Origin of the sequence: Polynucleobacter sp. Adler-ghost (assembly GCF_018688495.1) — a bacterium.
Classification (GTDB): Bacteria; Pseudomonadota; Gammaproteobacteria; order Burkholderiales; family Burkholderiaceae; genus Polynucleobacter.
The window spans coordinates 525,440-539,736 of sequence record NZ_CP061320.1 but is presented as its reverse complement, the minus strand read 5'-3'; the positions used below and the strand labels follow the sequence as shown (position 1 = coordinate 539,736).

Genomic DNA, 14,297 nt, shown 5'->3' with positions numbered 1-14,297 from the left:
AAGTATTGCTTATTTATTGCTAAATTCAGTTCAAAAAATATTACTTCTTACCAGCAGCAGTTGATGGATTTAAGTTAGTTAAACGTCCACTTTCTGTACCAGCAGTTTCATCAATCACAGCGTTGATCAAAGCAGGCTTGCCTTCAGCAATCGCTTTAGTCAATGCAGCCTCTAACTCCGCTGGGGTAGTCACGTAGTAACCAACGCCACCAAATGCCTCAATCATTTTGTCGTAACGGGCATTTTTCACGAATACTGTTGGTGCTACATCTGCACCGCCAGTAGGATTCACGTCAGTTCCGCGGTAAACACCGTTGTTGTTAAACACAACTGTTGTGATTGGTAGGTTATAGCGGCAAATAGTTTCTAACTCCATACCGCTAAAACCAAATGCGCTATCGCCCTCAACCGCAACTGTAGGCAAGCCGCTCGTTACAGCAGCACCAATGGCGTAACCCATACCAATACCCATAATGCCCCAAGTACCGGAGTCAAAACGTTTACGTGGCTTGTACATATCAACAATGGCACGGCAATAGTCGAGTGTATTTGCGCCTTCGTTAACCAAGTTCACATCTGGGTTCTTTTTGATCACATCACGAATAGCACGCAAAGCGCCATGGAAGTTCATCGGTGAAGCTTCTTTAGCAAGAGTCTCAGCCATCTTTGCCAAGTTCTTGTCTTTCTTCTCATTGATCGCGCCGATCCACTCAGCAGAAGGCTTTGGAACTGAAGCAATACCTTTTAAGAGTTCGCCAACAACAGAACCGATATCACCAATCAACGGGGCATCGATTTGTACGTTGCTGTCCACTTCATTTGATTGAATATCAATCTGAATAAATTTCTTAGGATCTTTGCCCCATGTCTTGCCCTTACCGTGCGCAAGCAACCAGTTCAAGCGCGCACCAACCAACATCACCGCATCAGCCTCAGCCAATACAAATGAACGTGCAGCAGAAGCAGATTGTGGATGATTATCTGGCAACAGACCTTTAGCCATCGACATTGGCAAGTATGGGATACCAGACTTTTCAATCAATTCACGAATGTCAGCATCAGCTTGAGCATAAGCAGCGCCCTTACCCAACAAAATCAGTGGGCGCTTAGCACTCTTCAATACATTCAGTGCACGCTCCACTGCATCTGCCGCAGGGATTTGACGTGGAATTGGATCGATTACTTTAAAGATCGATTTCTTAGCTTCTTCAACAGGCATTGTTTGAGCTAACAGCTGTGCCGGCAAGTCTAGGTACACACCACCTGGACGACCAGAAACGGCTGCACGAATTGCGCGCGCAAAACCGATGCCGATATCTTCAATATGATTAATGCGGTATGCCGCTTTGCAATATGGCTTAGCTGCATTGAGCTGATCCATCTCTTCGTAGTCACCTTGTTGCAAGTCAACGATCTCACGCTCACTTGAACCAGAAATCAAAATCATTGGGAAGCAGTTCACAGTGGCATTTGCCAATGCTGTTAATCCGTTCAAGAAACCTGGTGCAGAAACAGTCATGCAGATACCAGGCTTTTGAGTCATATAACCTGCAATCGCTGCAGCGTTACCAGCATGCTGCTCATGACGAAAACCAATGAAGCGCAAACCTTCAGCTTGAGCCAAGCGGCATAGGTCGGTAATTGGAATACCAACGAGACCAAAAATGGTGTCTAAGTCATTTGCTTTTAAAGCATCGATGACGAGATGAAAACCATCAGTGACTTGGGTATTTTGATTATCTGTTGTCATAGAAATTTATAGTTAATTACACCGCCCGAACGTAAAGTATGCTCGGTGCAATTTAGCTTTCGCTAACTGTCTCCAATTAAGTTATTAGTAGTGCCACGGGTAACAAAATCTCTCCCGTTAAGGCTGATATGAATGTTAGGCTCTGGGGCCAGGTTCATCATTGACTTCGGTCAATTTCCCCTGAAATCTAGAAACATCTAGCCCTGCTATCTAGACAAAGAGCTCTTTATGCTTTGTTTTAAGGCGACTCAGTGTCTCTGGGGAGAGATTGAGGTAGGCAGCCAACTCTTTTTTAGGGAGTAACTCAAATAAGTCTTCGTATTTACGCAAAAACCGCTCTACCCGACCTGGCGCATCCAGCATGTGCAGGGTGATTGTGTGCGCCATGATCTCACTCATTAAGCGCATCACTTCAAACTCAAAACTCTCTTTGAGGGGCTTGTGGGCATCCAGAAATTCAGCCCACTTTTTAAGGGGCATACGGGCAACCCGAGCCTTGGTTACCGAAGCAATGCTATATGGGGCCGCCGTCTTAAGGCGCCAAGCTGCATAACTTGTTTCAATATCTTTTTCGATGGCGAAACGCAAAATCATTTCTTTTGCATCCGCACTAGAGACAATGCGCTTCAAAATCCCATCTAAAACAAAATATTGCTCCATCTGATGGTCGCCTTGATGAAGCAGGATTTCTGATTTTTTGAGGTCTGAGATCACCAAGTTACGCTCTAAATCAGCCATTGCTTCAGGATCTAGGCTTTTTAACACCGAGTTTTGGCTCAACTGCAAACGAATCAGGTTTTTTTCGGGATGTTTGTCTAATGCTGTCATGAATCCTTGTTCCTAGAGCGTGCATTGTAGGCTTTTTTTGTTATTCACATTAGTGAAACCCCTATTAATAGGATAGAATTAAATCGTCGTGGTGCTTTGTTGCAATGCAATAGAGTTAAACGGGAAACACTAAACGTGTGCTGCCCCCGCAACGGTAAGTAAATGCATCCTAACCTCAAGGTTAAGGTGTCAGGAGTCTGAATAAGCCACTGTGCGCGTCAATTGCATGGGAAGGCCAGATTCTGATGTTTACTAGCCCGGATACCGGCCAAGACAGGTGGAATTTTGCGGACGGGGACCTTCGCGCGCCAATGAAGCATCCCCTGCCAAGCTGGCATGATGCCCAATTGACGCCTGAGCTCTCACAATGTGAAATTCTGTTCGACCCAGCTTACGGGGAAGTTAGCTAGGTGACTCGAAGGCAGAAGGTTCATCATGAAACAGCAGTTCAGCAATAAGGCGATAGTCGCCCTACTTTGTGGCGCAGTAATCACACTCAGCACGGCAGCAATTGCCCAAACTAACCCATCAGTTTCGGTAACAAACTCGCCAAATCCAATGAATCCAATCATTGTGACTGCGACCAGAACCCCAACAAAAGCAAGTGATGTTCTAGCCGATAACGTCTATATAGGGTCAGAAGAAATTGCGCAGGCAGGACAAACAAGCTTGGTGGAGCTATTACAACGGCAACGTGGTGTAGAGATCTCCAGCTATGGAGGAGGCGGAGCTCCCTCAAGCGTTTTTTTAAGAGGTACCAATAATTCTCAAAGCCTGGTTTTAATAGACGGCATTCGAGTTGAATCTGCACTATTTGGTGGTGCCACGTGGTCCACAATCCCACTAGCCCTTATTGATCATATTGAAATTATTTATGGGCCACAGAGTAGTCTATATGGGGCCGATGCTATGGGCGGTGTTGTACAGATTTTTACTAAAAAGGGTGATGGCCCACTTCAATTTAATGCATCCACTGGATATGGCACGTATGGAACAAGCATTAGTGATGTAAGTCTTTATGGATCAACACAGGGGGATCAAAAAATTCGCTACTCACTTGGGGTAAGCCAAGAAACTTCTCAAGGTTTTAATGCAATAGCAAGCAATAATTTTTACAAACAAAATGCATTTCCTTATCCAAGTCCCCAAAATACAGGGTATACGAAGAGCAGTGGCACCGGCCAACTCAGCCAAGAGTGGGAAAAAGGGCAAGAATTTGGTATTCAATTTTTAGCAAGTCGCCTAAAAAATCAGGCTCAGATTTCAGACTATATCGATGATTGGCATGTAAATATTCCTTACGTTTCAACTGATGTGACAAATTTAAATACATTTTCAGCGTATTCAAAAAACCAAATTACCGACATCTGGAAAAGCATGGTGCAAATTGCACAATCAGAAGATTTGGGCCAAGGGAACTATTACTACTCGAATCCCACCACAAAAACAAAGCAAACTATTTATACATGGCAGAACGACATTAAATTGGGCACAGATTTGTTGCAGCTATTAGCCGAGCGAAGGGATCAGGCTGTAAATGCTCAATTTATAGCTCTTGATTCAAGCTATTACGGAGTGTTTCCATCAACCCTTAGTAAATCTCGTACCACTAATTCTATTGCTGCATCCTACCAATTTAAGGCTGAAAAACAGCTGGCTAATTTTGCACTTAGAAACGATAGCATCTCTGGATATACCCCCCAAACAACAGGGAATATTGCATATGGTTACTTTTTTACAAAACAATGGCGTACTAATATTAATTATGCAACTGGTTTTAAGCCGCCATCTTTTTATGAGCTCTATTACCCGAATTATGGCAATTTAAACCTGGTACCTGAAAAAAGTAAAAATACTGAAATTGGCCTACATTACGAGAGTGCAATATCCGACACTCACCTAGTTGCATACAACAACACTATCAGCAATCTTATTCAAACCACATACTCAGATATGGGCAGCTGCGTGAATGCAATTGGCAATGGATGCGCTAGTAATTATGGGGTTGTGAAAATTAGCGGTATATCGATCGGAAATAATTCCCGCCTCGGAAATTACACAATCAAAACTTCCTTAGATCAACAAAATCCAATAATACAAAGTGACACCGCTAATAGTTCAGGAGTTATTACAAATCCAGCGGGGACAGTCCTGCCTAAACGGGCACGACTTTTTGGAAACGCCGCAATAGAATTTCGTCAAGGAAAAATTACTGCGGGTGGTGGTGGCACATTCTCCGGCCAAAGATATGATCCCGCTAGAGTTGGAAATTACGTAAGCTATGTCCCGGCAACTACCTCTGGGACTATGGGTGGATATGCAATATTTAATCTCTATGCTAATTATGAGTTAGATAAAGACTGGAATCTATTTGCGCGCTGGAACAATATTTTTAATAAAGATTATCAGCTTAGCTATGGATACAACACTCCAGGATCTAATATATTTGCCGGCATCCGTTATGCACTGAAATAATCGTATGAAGTACATAATTCAGCACTCGTCTTGTTCTCGCTACTTAGCGAGTGCGATTGCTTTATGTTTAATTAACATCCCTTCCATGGTTTTTGCTGAAAGTATTTGGGTTGCCGATGACAGTGGTATTGCAGTGTCATTTAACAAGTCACCTGAGCGTGTTATTAGTCTTTTACCGTCTTTAACAGAGTCTGTTTGCGCGTTAGGCAAGTGTTCCACCTTAATTGGAATTGATCGCTTTTCCAATTGGCCTAAATCGATTGAAAACTTACCCAAATTGGGAGGTATGAGTGATATTAATATTGAACGCATTGTTCAACTCAAACCTGATGTTGTATTACTAGAGAAAGCTTCACCTGTAATTGCGCGGCTAAATGGATTAGGTATTAAAACTTTTGCGTTTGATATTAAATCCATGAGCGATGAACAACGCGCTCTTCAAAAGCTAGATAGTATTCTAGGAACTTCTGAGGGTGCCCGGGTTTGGAATCAGATTCAGCAACAAATCACTCGCGCCAATAAACAACTCCTATCAAGAGATAAAAAAATTAGCGTTTACTTCGAAGTAAATTCAGCACCCTTTGCAGCTGGAAGAAGCTCATTCATCGGAGACATTCTGACTCACTTAGGCCTGGTAAATATTATTCCTGAGTCTTTGGGGCCTTTTCCTAAAATCAATCCGGAGTTTGTTGTTCAATCAAATCCTGAAATCATTCTGCTAAGCACGTCCACTCTCGTAGATATCCAGAATCGTCCGGGATGGAAATCGATACCTGCAGTAGCAAAAAATCGCGTCTGTATTTTTACAGCCGATCAAAATGATGTCTTAGTTCGCCCCGGACCACGCATGGGAGAGGCGGCACTAATCATCTCCGCCTGCATACAAGAGAAGATGTCATCATCTCCATAATGCAAAAAAATCATTTTCTTGGAAAGCTATCTGGTCTGCTTATTTTCAGCGCAGTATTAGTATTGCTAGGTACGCTGCTTGGCAGTACTGGTGCCAGCTGGAATTTCATTGGATCCGACCAAGCCCTTGTTTTTGATATTCGATTGCCGCGATCATTGGGCGCTTACCTTGCAGGCGCCTTACTTGGGCTTGCTGGCGGTATTGCTCAAAGCCTGTTTCGCAATCCTCTAGCTGACCCCTACTTGCTAGGAAGTGCATCGGGCGCACTCCTTGGAGTTGGTAGCATCCTTTGCTTTGGCTATCTTGGAAACACTTGGATAGAACTGATTGGTCTTAATGGTGGTGCATTTCTTGGGGCGTTAATTGGTGTACTGGCCTCATTACTTTTGGCGGGTGGCTACCGTAGTTCCTTGCGCCTCTTATTATCTGGAGTGGTAATCAGTGTAATTTTGGGAGCAGCTAACTCTTTATTCACATTCATTCGACCTGATCTCTTTCAAAGCATTCAGTCATTCATGTTGGGTAATACCACTCTACTCAATTGGTCTGGCGTAGAGATGATGGCGATCGCATTAGCACTTTGCTTGCTTGTCACACTAATCATTAGCCCTGTACTCGATGCGCTATCACTCGGTGAAAATACAGCCCGCACTTTAGGCTTACCTTTAGATCAACTACGCCTTGTATTGATTGGCATCCTTGCTCTTGCGACAGGTTGCGCTGTTGCTCAAACTGGCTTGGTCGCTTTTGTTGGATTGGCGGCTCCGCACTTAGTAAGAAAGTTGGCTGGCGGAAGACAACGAGTGCAAATATTATTTTCCTGCCTTGGTGGCGGAATCTTGTTACTGAGTTCAGATCTGGTTGCGCGCACCCTCTTTGCTCCAATTGAAATTCCGGTTGGCGTGGTCACGGCAGTCTTAGGTGGCCTCTATCTACTGGCACTGCTAAGGCGAACCTCCCTTGAGGCGCATACATGAAAACCTACCAACTCAATATATATCGAGGTCCATGCGCGATTCTTTCAGATTTAAATTTAGATATTCCACAAGGAAAATGGACTAGTGTTATTGGTCCTAATGGTGTAGGTAAATCATCTCTCCTGCAAGCAATAGCTGGTTTACTCAAGTGGGATGGCTCAATCACCATTGACGGTGTAGATCTATCTACATTTGCCCATAAAGATCTTGCAAAGAAAATTGCCTGGCTTGATCAAGGCTCGAATACAAGAGATGAGCTTGGTGACTCTCTCAGCGTTTACGAGACTGTCATGTTGGGGCGCATGCCTCATCAAGGATGGCTGCATCTACCCTCTCCAACTGATCATCTGCTTATCGAGGAAGCCTTGAGGCAGAGTGACGCTTGGCATTTACGACATCGCCCTCTAAGCCAACTATCTGGGGGTGAACGTCAGCGGGCTTTATTGGCACGCCTACTTGCGGTGGGTTCCGACATTCTCTTAATGGATGAGCCGCTCGCCAACTTAGACCCCCCTCATCAAGCTGATTTTTTACAATGGCAAGGCAATTTACTGGGTCAAGGCAAAACCTTGGTGACCGTTTTACATGAGATTCATTTCGCACTCCGAGCGGACCATGTGATCATGCTCGATAAAGGCAAACTGCATTTTCAAGGGTCCAGTCAAGATCCCGCCACCCATCAAGCCCTGATTGCGCTATTTGACGGCCGCATTCGATTAGAAAAGCTTGGTAGTGATTGGGTGGCTCTGCCCAACTAAGCCCAAAATCGGGGGTTCCACAAAGCATTTCCCTAAGGCTACAATGCCTATATGACCGAGTACACCCCTCACGTCCCAAGCGACTCTACTGAATCTGATTCAATAGCCGCATCTTTGCAGAGGCTAGCTGGAAAAATTCAGCTGATTTCTGATGCCGTAAAAGCACTGCATCAGGATCGCGTCCAACTTGAGAATAAGATTGAGGATGCACAAAAACGGGTTCAGCATATTTTGAGTCGTCTACCAGAGCAGAGTGATGGACGTCAATTGAACTTACTCAGTGAGCCCGCGACACCAACCAATCCAGAGGATGACAATGAGCCAACAACGCATTGAAGTAACCCTCGCAGGTCAAAAAATTACTCTTGCCACGAGTACTGAGCATGAGCCACTACTTCGTGCAGCCTGCACATTAGTTGATGAGCAAATCCAACTGGCAATTAATGGTGGCAACCGTAGTATTGAACGTGCAAGCATGATGGCTGCACTAAAAATTGCAGGCGATCTCATTAAATTACAAACTTCAGCTCAACTTGCTTCCGTACAGAGCGGCTCATCCAGCTCTCATTCAGAAGAAATTACTCGACTCCAGAATGAAATTTATGCCCTGGAAGATCAAGTAGATGCCCTGATGCAAACCCTTTCCCTGCCTGGTTCGCCAAGGCCAATAGTTCCTTGAACCGATGCGCAAGCATCAGGAACGATCTTTACACTGTGGGCGTGAGCGTTTCGAATTTTCACAGTGGCAGCCTCGCGCTGTTCACTCCCTGAATTTCTTAATGCACCCGAAGCAGAGTAGCCGTTCCACCTTGAACCTTAGGGTTCAGGATGACGGCCTAGCGGCTAAGGCGGGGAATTCATGTCAATAGCCGATATCGCCATGCTGATGTTGTGTGGGAGCATCTCGGGCTTCCTTGCAGGCCTCCTAGGTATTGGAGGTGGCATGATTTTGGTGCCATTCATGATTGTGGTGTTCAATCATTTAGGATTTGGCCAAAACGTCATCGTACATATGGCTATCGCAACTGGCATGGCAACCATACTCTTTACCACCACTTCAGCCATCTGGGCGCATCACAAACATCACGCTATCGATTGGAAGCTAGTGGCAGCACTTAGTCCCGGCCTAGTGATTGGCAGCCTAGTTGGTGGTAGTGAGATTTTTGAGGCAATCAATACTTCTTGGCTATCCCTATTCTTCGCCATGTTTATTGTCTACACCTCGATCCAAATGATCATCAATAAAAAGCCTGCAGCTGGGCGAGAATTACCCGGTACCTTTGGTCTTTTCTCATTTGGAGCACTAACGGGTGTAATTGCAAGCTTAGTAGGTGCAGGCGGAGCATTTATTACTGTGCCATTTATGCTTTGGTGCAATGTCAAACCACATACCGCGATGGCCAGCTCTTCAGGCTTAGGATTTCCGATTGCAGCTGCAGCAACGATCGGCTACATGTATGGCAGTTGGGGTAATCCCAATCTTCCCGAAGGATCACTTGGATTTGTTTATGTTCCAGCAGTACTCTGCATTGTGGCGGTCAGTATATTTACTGCCCCACTGGGCGCAAAGATGGCCAGGAAACTCAATGTAGCTCAACTCAAACGCATCTTCGGGGTGATGCTCTTTATGCTTGCAGCCTTCATGTTTAATGAAAGCCGCAAGGCATTTGGTTTTTAAGAAACTCTTTTACCGCTCTTAGCTAGTGTATTGCTGACGCAGAATATTCTTTTGAACCTTACCCATTGCGTTGCGAGGTAAGTCAGAAACAATCTCTAAACGCTTTGGAATCTTAAAATTCGCAATTTGCGTTTTTAGTGTTGCGATCATGGCCTGCGCGTCCAGCTTGGCGCCTGCTTTTGGCACTACTACCGCCATTACTGCCTCACCAAAATCAGGATGCGGAATACCAATCACAGCACTCTCATCTACACCATCCATATCATCGATAAAACTTTCGATCTCTTTGGGGTAAACGTTGTAGCCACCAGAAATAATTAAATCCTTACTGCGACCAACGATACAGAGGTAATCCTGAGGTGCTTTACCACCATTAGCATCACCACCCCAGCGACCCACGTCACCCGTTTTAAACCAGCCGTCTTTAGTAAATTCTTCGGCTGTTTTTTCTGGCATACGCCAGTAGCCCTTAAATATATTTGGGCCCTTCACTTGAATACTGCCAATTTCATCAAGACCGCAAGGCTGATTGCTTTCATTCACCACGCGCACTTTGACGCCGGGTAGAGGCAAGCCAACCGACCCACCTACGCGATTGCCTTTATAGGGATTGGAAACGAGCATCACGGTTTCACTCATCCCATAGCGCTCAAGAATTGGCTGGCCAATGACTTCTTTGAAAGAATTAAATGTTTCCGTCAACAATGGCGCAGAGCCCGACACAAACAGACGCATATTGCGTGCAACGCTCTTATTAAAGTTTTTATCAGCAAGTAGGCGTACGTAGAAAGTAGGCACACCCATCATCACAGTCGAATTTGGCATGTGATGAATTAGTTGCGTAGTGTCTAAGCGTGGCAACCAAATCATTTTGCTGCCGTTAATTAATGCCCCATGCGCAGCCACAAATAATCCGTGAACATGGAAGATTGGGAGTGCATGCAATAAGACGTCACCTTTTTTCCAACCCCAAAACTTCTGTAATACTTGGGCATTACTTCCCAAGTTCTTATGGGTCAGCATTGCGCCCTTGCTGCGACCGGTTGTGCCAGAGGTATACAAGATAGCTGCTAAATCATCATCCTTTACAGCAACAGTTTTGAACTTATCACCTTGACCAGCAGCACGCTCTAATAAGGTGCCTTTGCGATCCTCATCTAGGGTGAAAACATGCCTAGTGCCGGCTTTAAAAGCAACCTTAGATACCCATGAGAAGTTTTTGCTGCTACATACAACTACTGCAGGCTCAGCATTCTCTAGAAAGTATTGAATCTCTGCTGCTTGATAGGCGGTATTTAGAGGCAGGTAAACATATCCTGCTTTTACAGTAGCCAGATACAGAAAAAGTGCCTCAGGTGACTTTTCAACCTGAACAGCAATACGAGATCCTGCTGGTAATTTGAGGCTCTTAAGGAGGTTTGCCATCTTAGAAGTAGCGCGCTCCAGATCACTCCAGGAGTAGTACAAACCATCATGCGTTTCCAATGCACAAGCCTGCTTATCTTTTGGAAAACCTGTTTCCAATAAAGAATATAAATTCATTCGAGCCTCAAAAAACCAAACAATTAAACCGCTTACTAATTAATCTAATGTAGCGCCAGATTTCTTAACTACTGAAGACCAACGTACTACGTCAGCACGAACCTGCTTACCGAACGCCTCACCATACAAATTAGGGGTGTCAGAACCGTTCTTTTCCCAGATCGATTTGAGCTTAGGCGTATTTAAGGCCTTTTGTACTTCAACAATCATTTTGTCTACGATCGGTTTAGGAGTACCAGCTGGGGCAAAAATAGAGTACCAGGTAGATACTTCGTAGTCAGGTAAGCCAGCTTCTTTGAAAGTAGGTACATTCGGAATCGCAGGGGAACGCTTATTTGAAGCCAAAGCAATTGCCACTAACTTTCCAGCATTAATCTGAGGGGCAGAAGTAGCAAGACCATCAAACTCCAAGTCAATCTGACCAGCCAATAAATCATTCATTGCTGGGCCAGCACCACGATAAGGAATGTGGGTAATAAAGGTTCCAGTCTGAATCTTAAATAATTCACCTGCTAGGTGATGGACTGTGCCACTACCCGCGCTGGCAAAATTATATTTACCTGGATTCTTCTTCATGAGTTCAATGAACTCTTTAGCATTGCGTGCGCTCACGCGCTGTGGATTCACCACTAAGACCTGAGGTACGTTAGCAATCATCGCAACTGGAATAAAACTCTTCTCAATGTCGTAATCTAAATTCTTATACATCGAAGGTGCAATGGTGTGGTGGGTAGCACCGATGAACCAAGTGTAACCATCTGGAGCAGCTTTAGCAGCAACTGAGGCGCCAACAGTACCACCCGCACCACCGCGGTTATCAATAATGAATTGCTTACCTAATTGCTCTGTTAACTGCGCAGCCAAAGGTCTTGCAAAAGCATCTGTTCCACCACCGGCTGGGAACGGATTTAAGAATGTGACCTGCTTAACTGGCCACTCTTGCGCAAATACAGCGAGAGGGGCAGCGCAGACTAAAAAAGCTGCTTTCTTAAGCATGCTCAAAGAAAATACTGACTTGTTTTTTTGATTAAACATTTCGTCTCCTTTTGTATCAATCTCATGATTGACTTCATATTTATATTTCAGCGCCCATTTTAAGGGTACTTAAGGCTTGCTGCAAAAGTCCGCACAAGGGAAAACACTAGGGAGCCATGAGGCGAGCTACAGCCCTGGAATATACGATTTCACCATTGGCAAAGCGCTCATGGTTATCCTCCACGCTTCCCAGGTCATAAAGGTAATTAACCATCAAGCCGGCAGATTGACGCAAGCCTTTGCGTGATAGATCGCCTGCCCAGTTCACCAGGTGCAATTTGGCACCATTACCCAAATGAAACTTCGCCACAGGGTTGCCATCGCGCCCCGTAGAGGCCAAGCCTAAATACATGCTCGCCAAGCTCAATAAAGCCGCTTTTTCTTTCTCGGAGGCTAAATCAGGATGCCATCCACCCGCCAATCTCTCGCTCCAGGATTGGCTGTCGAGACCTAAGACCGCCAAAGAAGAATCCCTTACCAACTTCAGATTCGGTTTCAGTCTCCCGGCTGGAACACCATCACCTAAATTTGCACCAGCAGCTACCCAATCCATAAATCCTGGAATAGGCGATAAAGTCACAAAAGTTTTGATTCCAGGGAACTCTGCATGTAACTGCTCTGCGACCCGCTTAATTAAAAAGTTACCCATCGATACGCCACGAAGTCCGGATTCGCAATTACTAATCGAATAAAAAACAGCGACTTTATATTGAGATGCCTGATCTACTGTTTCTGCTTTTTTATCAACCAATGGCGTAATCACCGTTGGAATCTCAGGCAGGAGCGCTACCTCTACAAAGATTAAAGGCTCACTTGGAAGCTGTGGATGAAAGAAGGCAAAACAACGACGGTCAGGCTGCAGGCGGCGACGCAGGTCATCCCAACCATCAATCGCATGAACGGCCTCATGTTGAATCAGCTTCTCAAGCACCTCTGCAGGGGACTTCCAGTCCACCTGATGCATTTTCAGAAACCCTGGATTAAACCAAGAAGAAAGTAAGTGGCGCATATCGAAATCCACTGCAGCCAACTCAGGTTTTTTATCTAACAACTGCAGTAAATCACGGCGCATTTGTACTACAGCCGCAGTACCATGGCTAGCGCGATTTAAACGGCGGAAGAATTCTTGACGAGGAGATTCAGAAACTTTTTGCAACTGAATGTAATTGCGTGCACTAGAGTCAGCTACAAAATTTTGCGCCGCTTTCAGTACTGCATCAGCTTGGGGGTTGAGTTTCTCAAACAGAAAGGTAAAGAATGAGACGTATTGATCTTTTGATAACTTACGGTAGTTATTAACAACATCGTCCGCCATGCTGAGCGCATTTGATTCACCGCGCTCCGATATCAGTCGCTTGATAGCGTTATTTGCCTTAGACAAATTTCGAGCTTTAGTTAGCTTTTCCAGCATGAATTACTTTCGATTGGGGTAGAAATAGTCTGAAATTAGGCAAATTCAGTGAAAACTAAACGCTTTTCCAGAGAATTTAGTTAATTTTGTGAAATTAACTACAAAAGACCCAGAAAATAGAATTTTTAACTACTGATAAGTGCCTTTTTTCGTATTTACTCTCACTATAAGGTAAATTCCGAAAATGATCATGGGCATAGAAAGCCACTGACCCATAGAAAGACCCAGACCCAAGAGCCCCAAGAAGGCATCAGGCTCTCGCGCAAATTCTGCCAAGAATCGGCAAACGCCATAACCTAACAAAAATAAGCCTGAAATCTGCCCTACCTTGCGAGGCTTACTGGAATAAATCCAAAGGATGATTCCCAAGCAAATTCCCTCACCAAAAAACTGGTAAATCTGGGAGGGATGACGGGGAATGGAGTCAACCAATGGGAAAACCATAGCCCAAGGTAAGTCTGTCGGTCTTCCCCACAGCTCGCCATTAATGAAATTACCCAAGCGACCAAATGCCAAGCCAAATGGAACTAATGGTGCAACTAAATCGCTAACCACAAAAAATGAAACCTTACGACGATAGGCAAACCAGAGCAAGGCAAGCAAAACACCCAGGAGTCCACCATGAAAAGACATGCCGCCTTCCCAAATCTTGAAAATACTCAGGGGATTTGCAAAGTAATAACCTGGCATATAAAACAGGGTGTAACCCAAACGTCCGCCAAGCACTACGCCTAAGACACCAACAAATAAGAGATCCTCAAGGTCTTTATATGACCAACCCAAAGACTGGTATCGCGGAGCGCGTATGCGCAAACGACCCAGCAATAAAAATTGAGCAAACGCCAAGAGATACATCAAACCATACCAGTGGATGGCAAACGAGCCAATGCGAATTACAGCAGGATCAAATTCGGGGTGAATCAACATGTTGAG

Annotated in this window: 12 protein-coding genes, 1 other RNA gene, 1 pseudogene and 1 riboswitch; of the genes and pseudogenes, 8 read left to right on the top strand and 6 right to left on the bottom strand. The window is 44.8% G+C overall.

Going from position 1 to position 14,297, the window contains the following annotated elements; all coding sequences use genetic code 11:
• Nucleotides 1-40 precede the first annotated feature (40 nt).
• Both oxc and ICV89_RS02880 read right to left on the bottom strand, forming a co-directional pair.
• Nucleotides 41-1,750 carry an oxalyl-CoA decarboxylase gene (oxc, locus tag ICV89_RS02885; protein WP_215309523.1) on the bottom strand — a complete coding sequence of 570 codons (1,710 nt, stop codon included), beginning with the start codon at nucleotides 1,748-1,750 and terminating at the stop codon, nucleotides 41-43.
• Nucleotides 1,751-1,960: 210 nt separating this feature from the next.
• Complete coding sequence (locus ICV89_RS02880; protein ID WP_215309521.1) at nucleotides 1,961-2,578, bottom strand: Crp/Fnr family transcriptional regulator; 618 nt, start codon at nucleotides 2,576-2,578, stop codon at nucleotides 1,961-1,963.
• Nucleotides 2,579-2,650: 72 nt separating this feature from the next.
• Nucleotides 2,651-2,866, top strand: a riboswitch (cobalamin riboswitch).
• Between the two features lie 147 nt (nucleotides 2,867-3,013).
• Between ICV89_RS02880 and ICV89_RS02875 the strand changes: the two genes are divergently transcribed.
• The 8 genes and pseudogenes from ICV89_RS02875 to ICV89_RS02840 all read left to right on the top strand — a co-directional run bounded on the left by ICV89_RS02875 (nucleotide 3,014) and on the right by ICV89_RS02840 (nucleotide 9,376).
• The gene (locus tag ICV89_RS02875; protein WP_215309519.1) at nucleotides 3,014-5,053 is read left to right on the top strand and encodes a TonB-dependent receptor domain-containing protein; all 2,040 of its coding nucleotides are present in this window, start codon (nucleotides 3,014-3,016) and stop codon (nucleotides 5,051-5,053) included.
• A gap of 4 nt (nucleotides 5,054-5,057) precedes the next feature.
• The gene (locus ICV89_RS02870; RefSeq protein ID WP_215309518.1) at nucleotides 5,058-5,963 is read left to right on the top strand and encodes an ABC transporter substrate-binding protein; all 906 of its coding nucleotides are present in this window, start codon (nucleotides 5,058-5,060) and stop codon (nucleotides 5,961-5,963) included.
• Entirely contained in the window at nucleotides 5,963-6,940 is a 978-nt protein-coding gene (locus tag ICV89_RS02865) for an iron ABC transporter permease (protein WP_215309516.1), read from the top strand. Before ICV89_RS02870 ends, ICV89_RS02865 begins: the two co-directional genes overlap by 1 nt.
• Nucleotides 6,937-7,698, top strand: coding sequence for an ABC transporter ATP-binding protein (locus ICV89_RS02860; RefSeq protein ID WP_215309514.1), 762 nt, complete (start codon nucleotides 6,937-6,939; stop codon nucleotides 7,696-7,698). The genes ICV89_RS02865 and ICV89_RS02860 overlap by 4 nt, the downstream gene beginning before the upstream one ends.
• A 51-nt stretch (nucleotides 7,699-7,749) precedes the next feature.
• A complete protein-coding gene (locus tag ICV89_RS02855; RefSeq protein ID WP_215309512.1) occupies nucleotides 7,750-8,034 on the top strand; it encodes a hypothetical protein in 285 nt (94 codons plus the stop codon).
• Nucleotides 8,009-8,239 (top strand): annotated as a pseudogene (locus ICV89_RS10995) (cell division protein ZapA); the annotation flags it as partial. The gene ICV89_RS02855 and the pseudogene ICV89_RS10995, both read left to right, overlap by 26 nt.
• Before the next feature lie 99 nt (nucleotides 8,240-8,338).
• A non-coding RNA gene (gene ssrS, locus ICV89_RS02845) (6S RNA) lies at nucleotides 8,339-8,557 on the top strand.
• Complete coding sequence (locus ICV89_RS02840; protein ID WP_215309511.1) at nucleotides 8,558-9,376, top strand: sulfite exporter TauE/SafE family protein; 819 nt, start codon at nucleotides 8,558-8,560, stop codon at nucleotides 9,374-9,376. It abuts the RNA gene before it with no gap.
• A gap of 18 nt (nucleotides 9,377-9,394) precedes the next feature.
• On the opposite strand, the gene ICV89_RS02835 is transcribed toward ICV89_RS02840, so the two are convergent.
• From ICV89_RS02835 to lgt, 4 genes are all read right to left on the bottom strand, one after another.
• The gene (locus tag ICV89_RS02835; RefSeq protein WP_215309509.1) at nucleotides 9,395-10,918 is read right to left on the bottom strand and encodes a malonyl-CoA synthase; all 1,524 of its coding nucleotides are present in this window, start codon (nucleotides 10,916-10,918) and stop codon (nucleotides 9,395-9,397) included.
• A gap of 39 nt (nucleotides 10,919-10,957) precedes the next feature.
• Complete coding sequence (locus tag ICV89_RS02830) at nucleotides 10,958-11,953, bottom strand: tripartite tricarboxylate transporter substrate binding protein (RefSeq protein ID WP_215309507.1); 996 nt, start codon at nucleotides 11,951-11,953, stop codon at nucleotides 10,958-10,960.
• A 106-nt stretch (nucleotides 11,954-12,059) separates the two neighbouring features.
• Nucleotides 12,060-13,364, bottom strand: a complete 1,305-nt coding sequence (locus tag ICV89_RS02825) for a malonyl-CoA decarboxylase (RefSeq protein WP_215309505.1) — start codon at nucleotides 13,362-13,364, stop codon at nucleotides 12,060-12,062.
• A 129-nt stretch (nucleotides 13,365-13,493) separates the two neighbouring features.
• On the bottom strand, nucleotides 13,494-14,291 hold the full coding sequence (gene lgt / locus ICV89_RS02820) for a prolipoprotein diacylglyceryl transferase (protein WP_215309503.1): 798 nt from the start codon (nucleotides 14,289-14,291) through the stop codon (nucleotides 13,494-13,496).
• Nucleotides 14,292-14,297: the final 6 nt, after the last annotated feature.

Coding starts and splice junctions, on each gene's coding strand:
- oxc (WP_215309523.1), bottom strand. CDS start 1,750: ATGACAACAGATAATCAAAATACCCAAGTCACTGATGGTTTTCATCTC.
- ICV89_RS02880 (WP_215309521.1), bottom strand. CDS start 2,578: ATGACAGCATTAGACAAACATCCCGAAAAAAACCTGATTCGTTTGCAG.
- ICV89_RS02875 (WP_215309519.1), top strand. CDS start 3,014: ATGAAACAGCAGTTCAGCAATAAGGCGATAGTCGCCCTACTTTGTGGC.
- ICV89_RS02870 (WP_215309518.1), top strand. CDS start 5,058: ATGAAGTACATAATTCAGCACTCGTCTTGTTCTCGCTACTTAGCGAGT.
- ICV89_RS02865 (WP_215309516.1), top strand. CDS start 5,963: ATGCAAAAAAATCATTTTCTTGGAAAGCTATCTGGTCTGCTTATTTTC.
- ICV89_RS02860 (WP_215309514.1), top strand. CDS start 6,937: ATGAAAACCTACCAACTCAATATATATCGAGGTCCATGCGCGATTCTT.
- ICV89_RS02855 (WP_215309512.1), top strand. CDS start 7,750: ATGACCGAGTACACCCCTCACGTCCCAAGCGACTCTACTGAATCTGAT.
- ICV89_RS02840 (WP_215309511.1), top strand. CDS start 8,558: ATGTCAATAGCCGATATCGCCATGCTGATGTTGTGTGGGAGCATCTCG.
- ICV89_RS02835 (WP_215309509.1), bottom strand. CDS start 10,918: ATGAATTTATATTCTTTATTGGAAACAGGTTTTCCAAAAGATAAGCAG.
- ICV89_RS02830 (WP_215309507.1), bottom strand. CDS start 11,953: ATGTTTAATCAAAAAAACAAGTCAGTATTTTCTTTGAGCATGCTTAAG.
- ICV89_RS02825 (WP_215309505.1), bottom strand. CDS start 13,364: ATGCTGGAAAAGCTAACTAAAGCTCGAAATTTGTCTAAGGCAAATAAC.
- lgt (WP_215309503.1), bottom strand. CDS start 14,291: ATGTTGATTCACCCCGAATTTGATCCTGCTGTAATTCGCATTGGCTCG.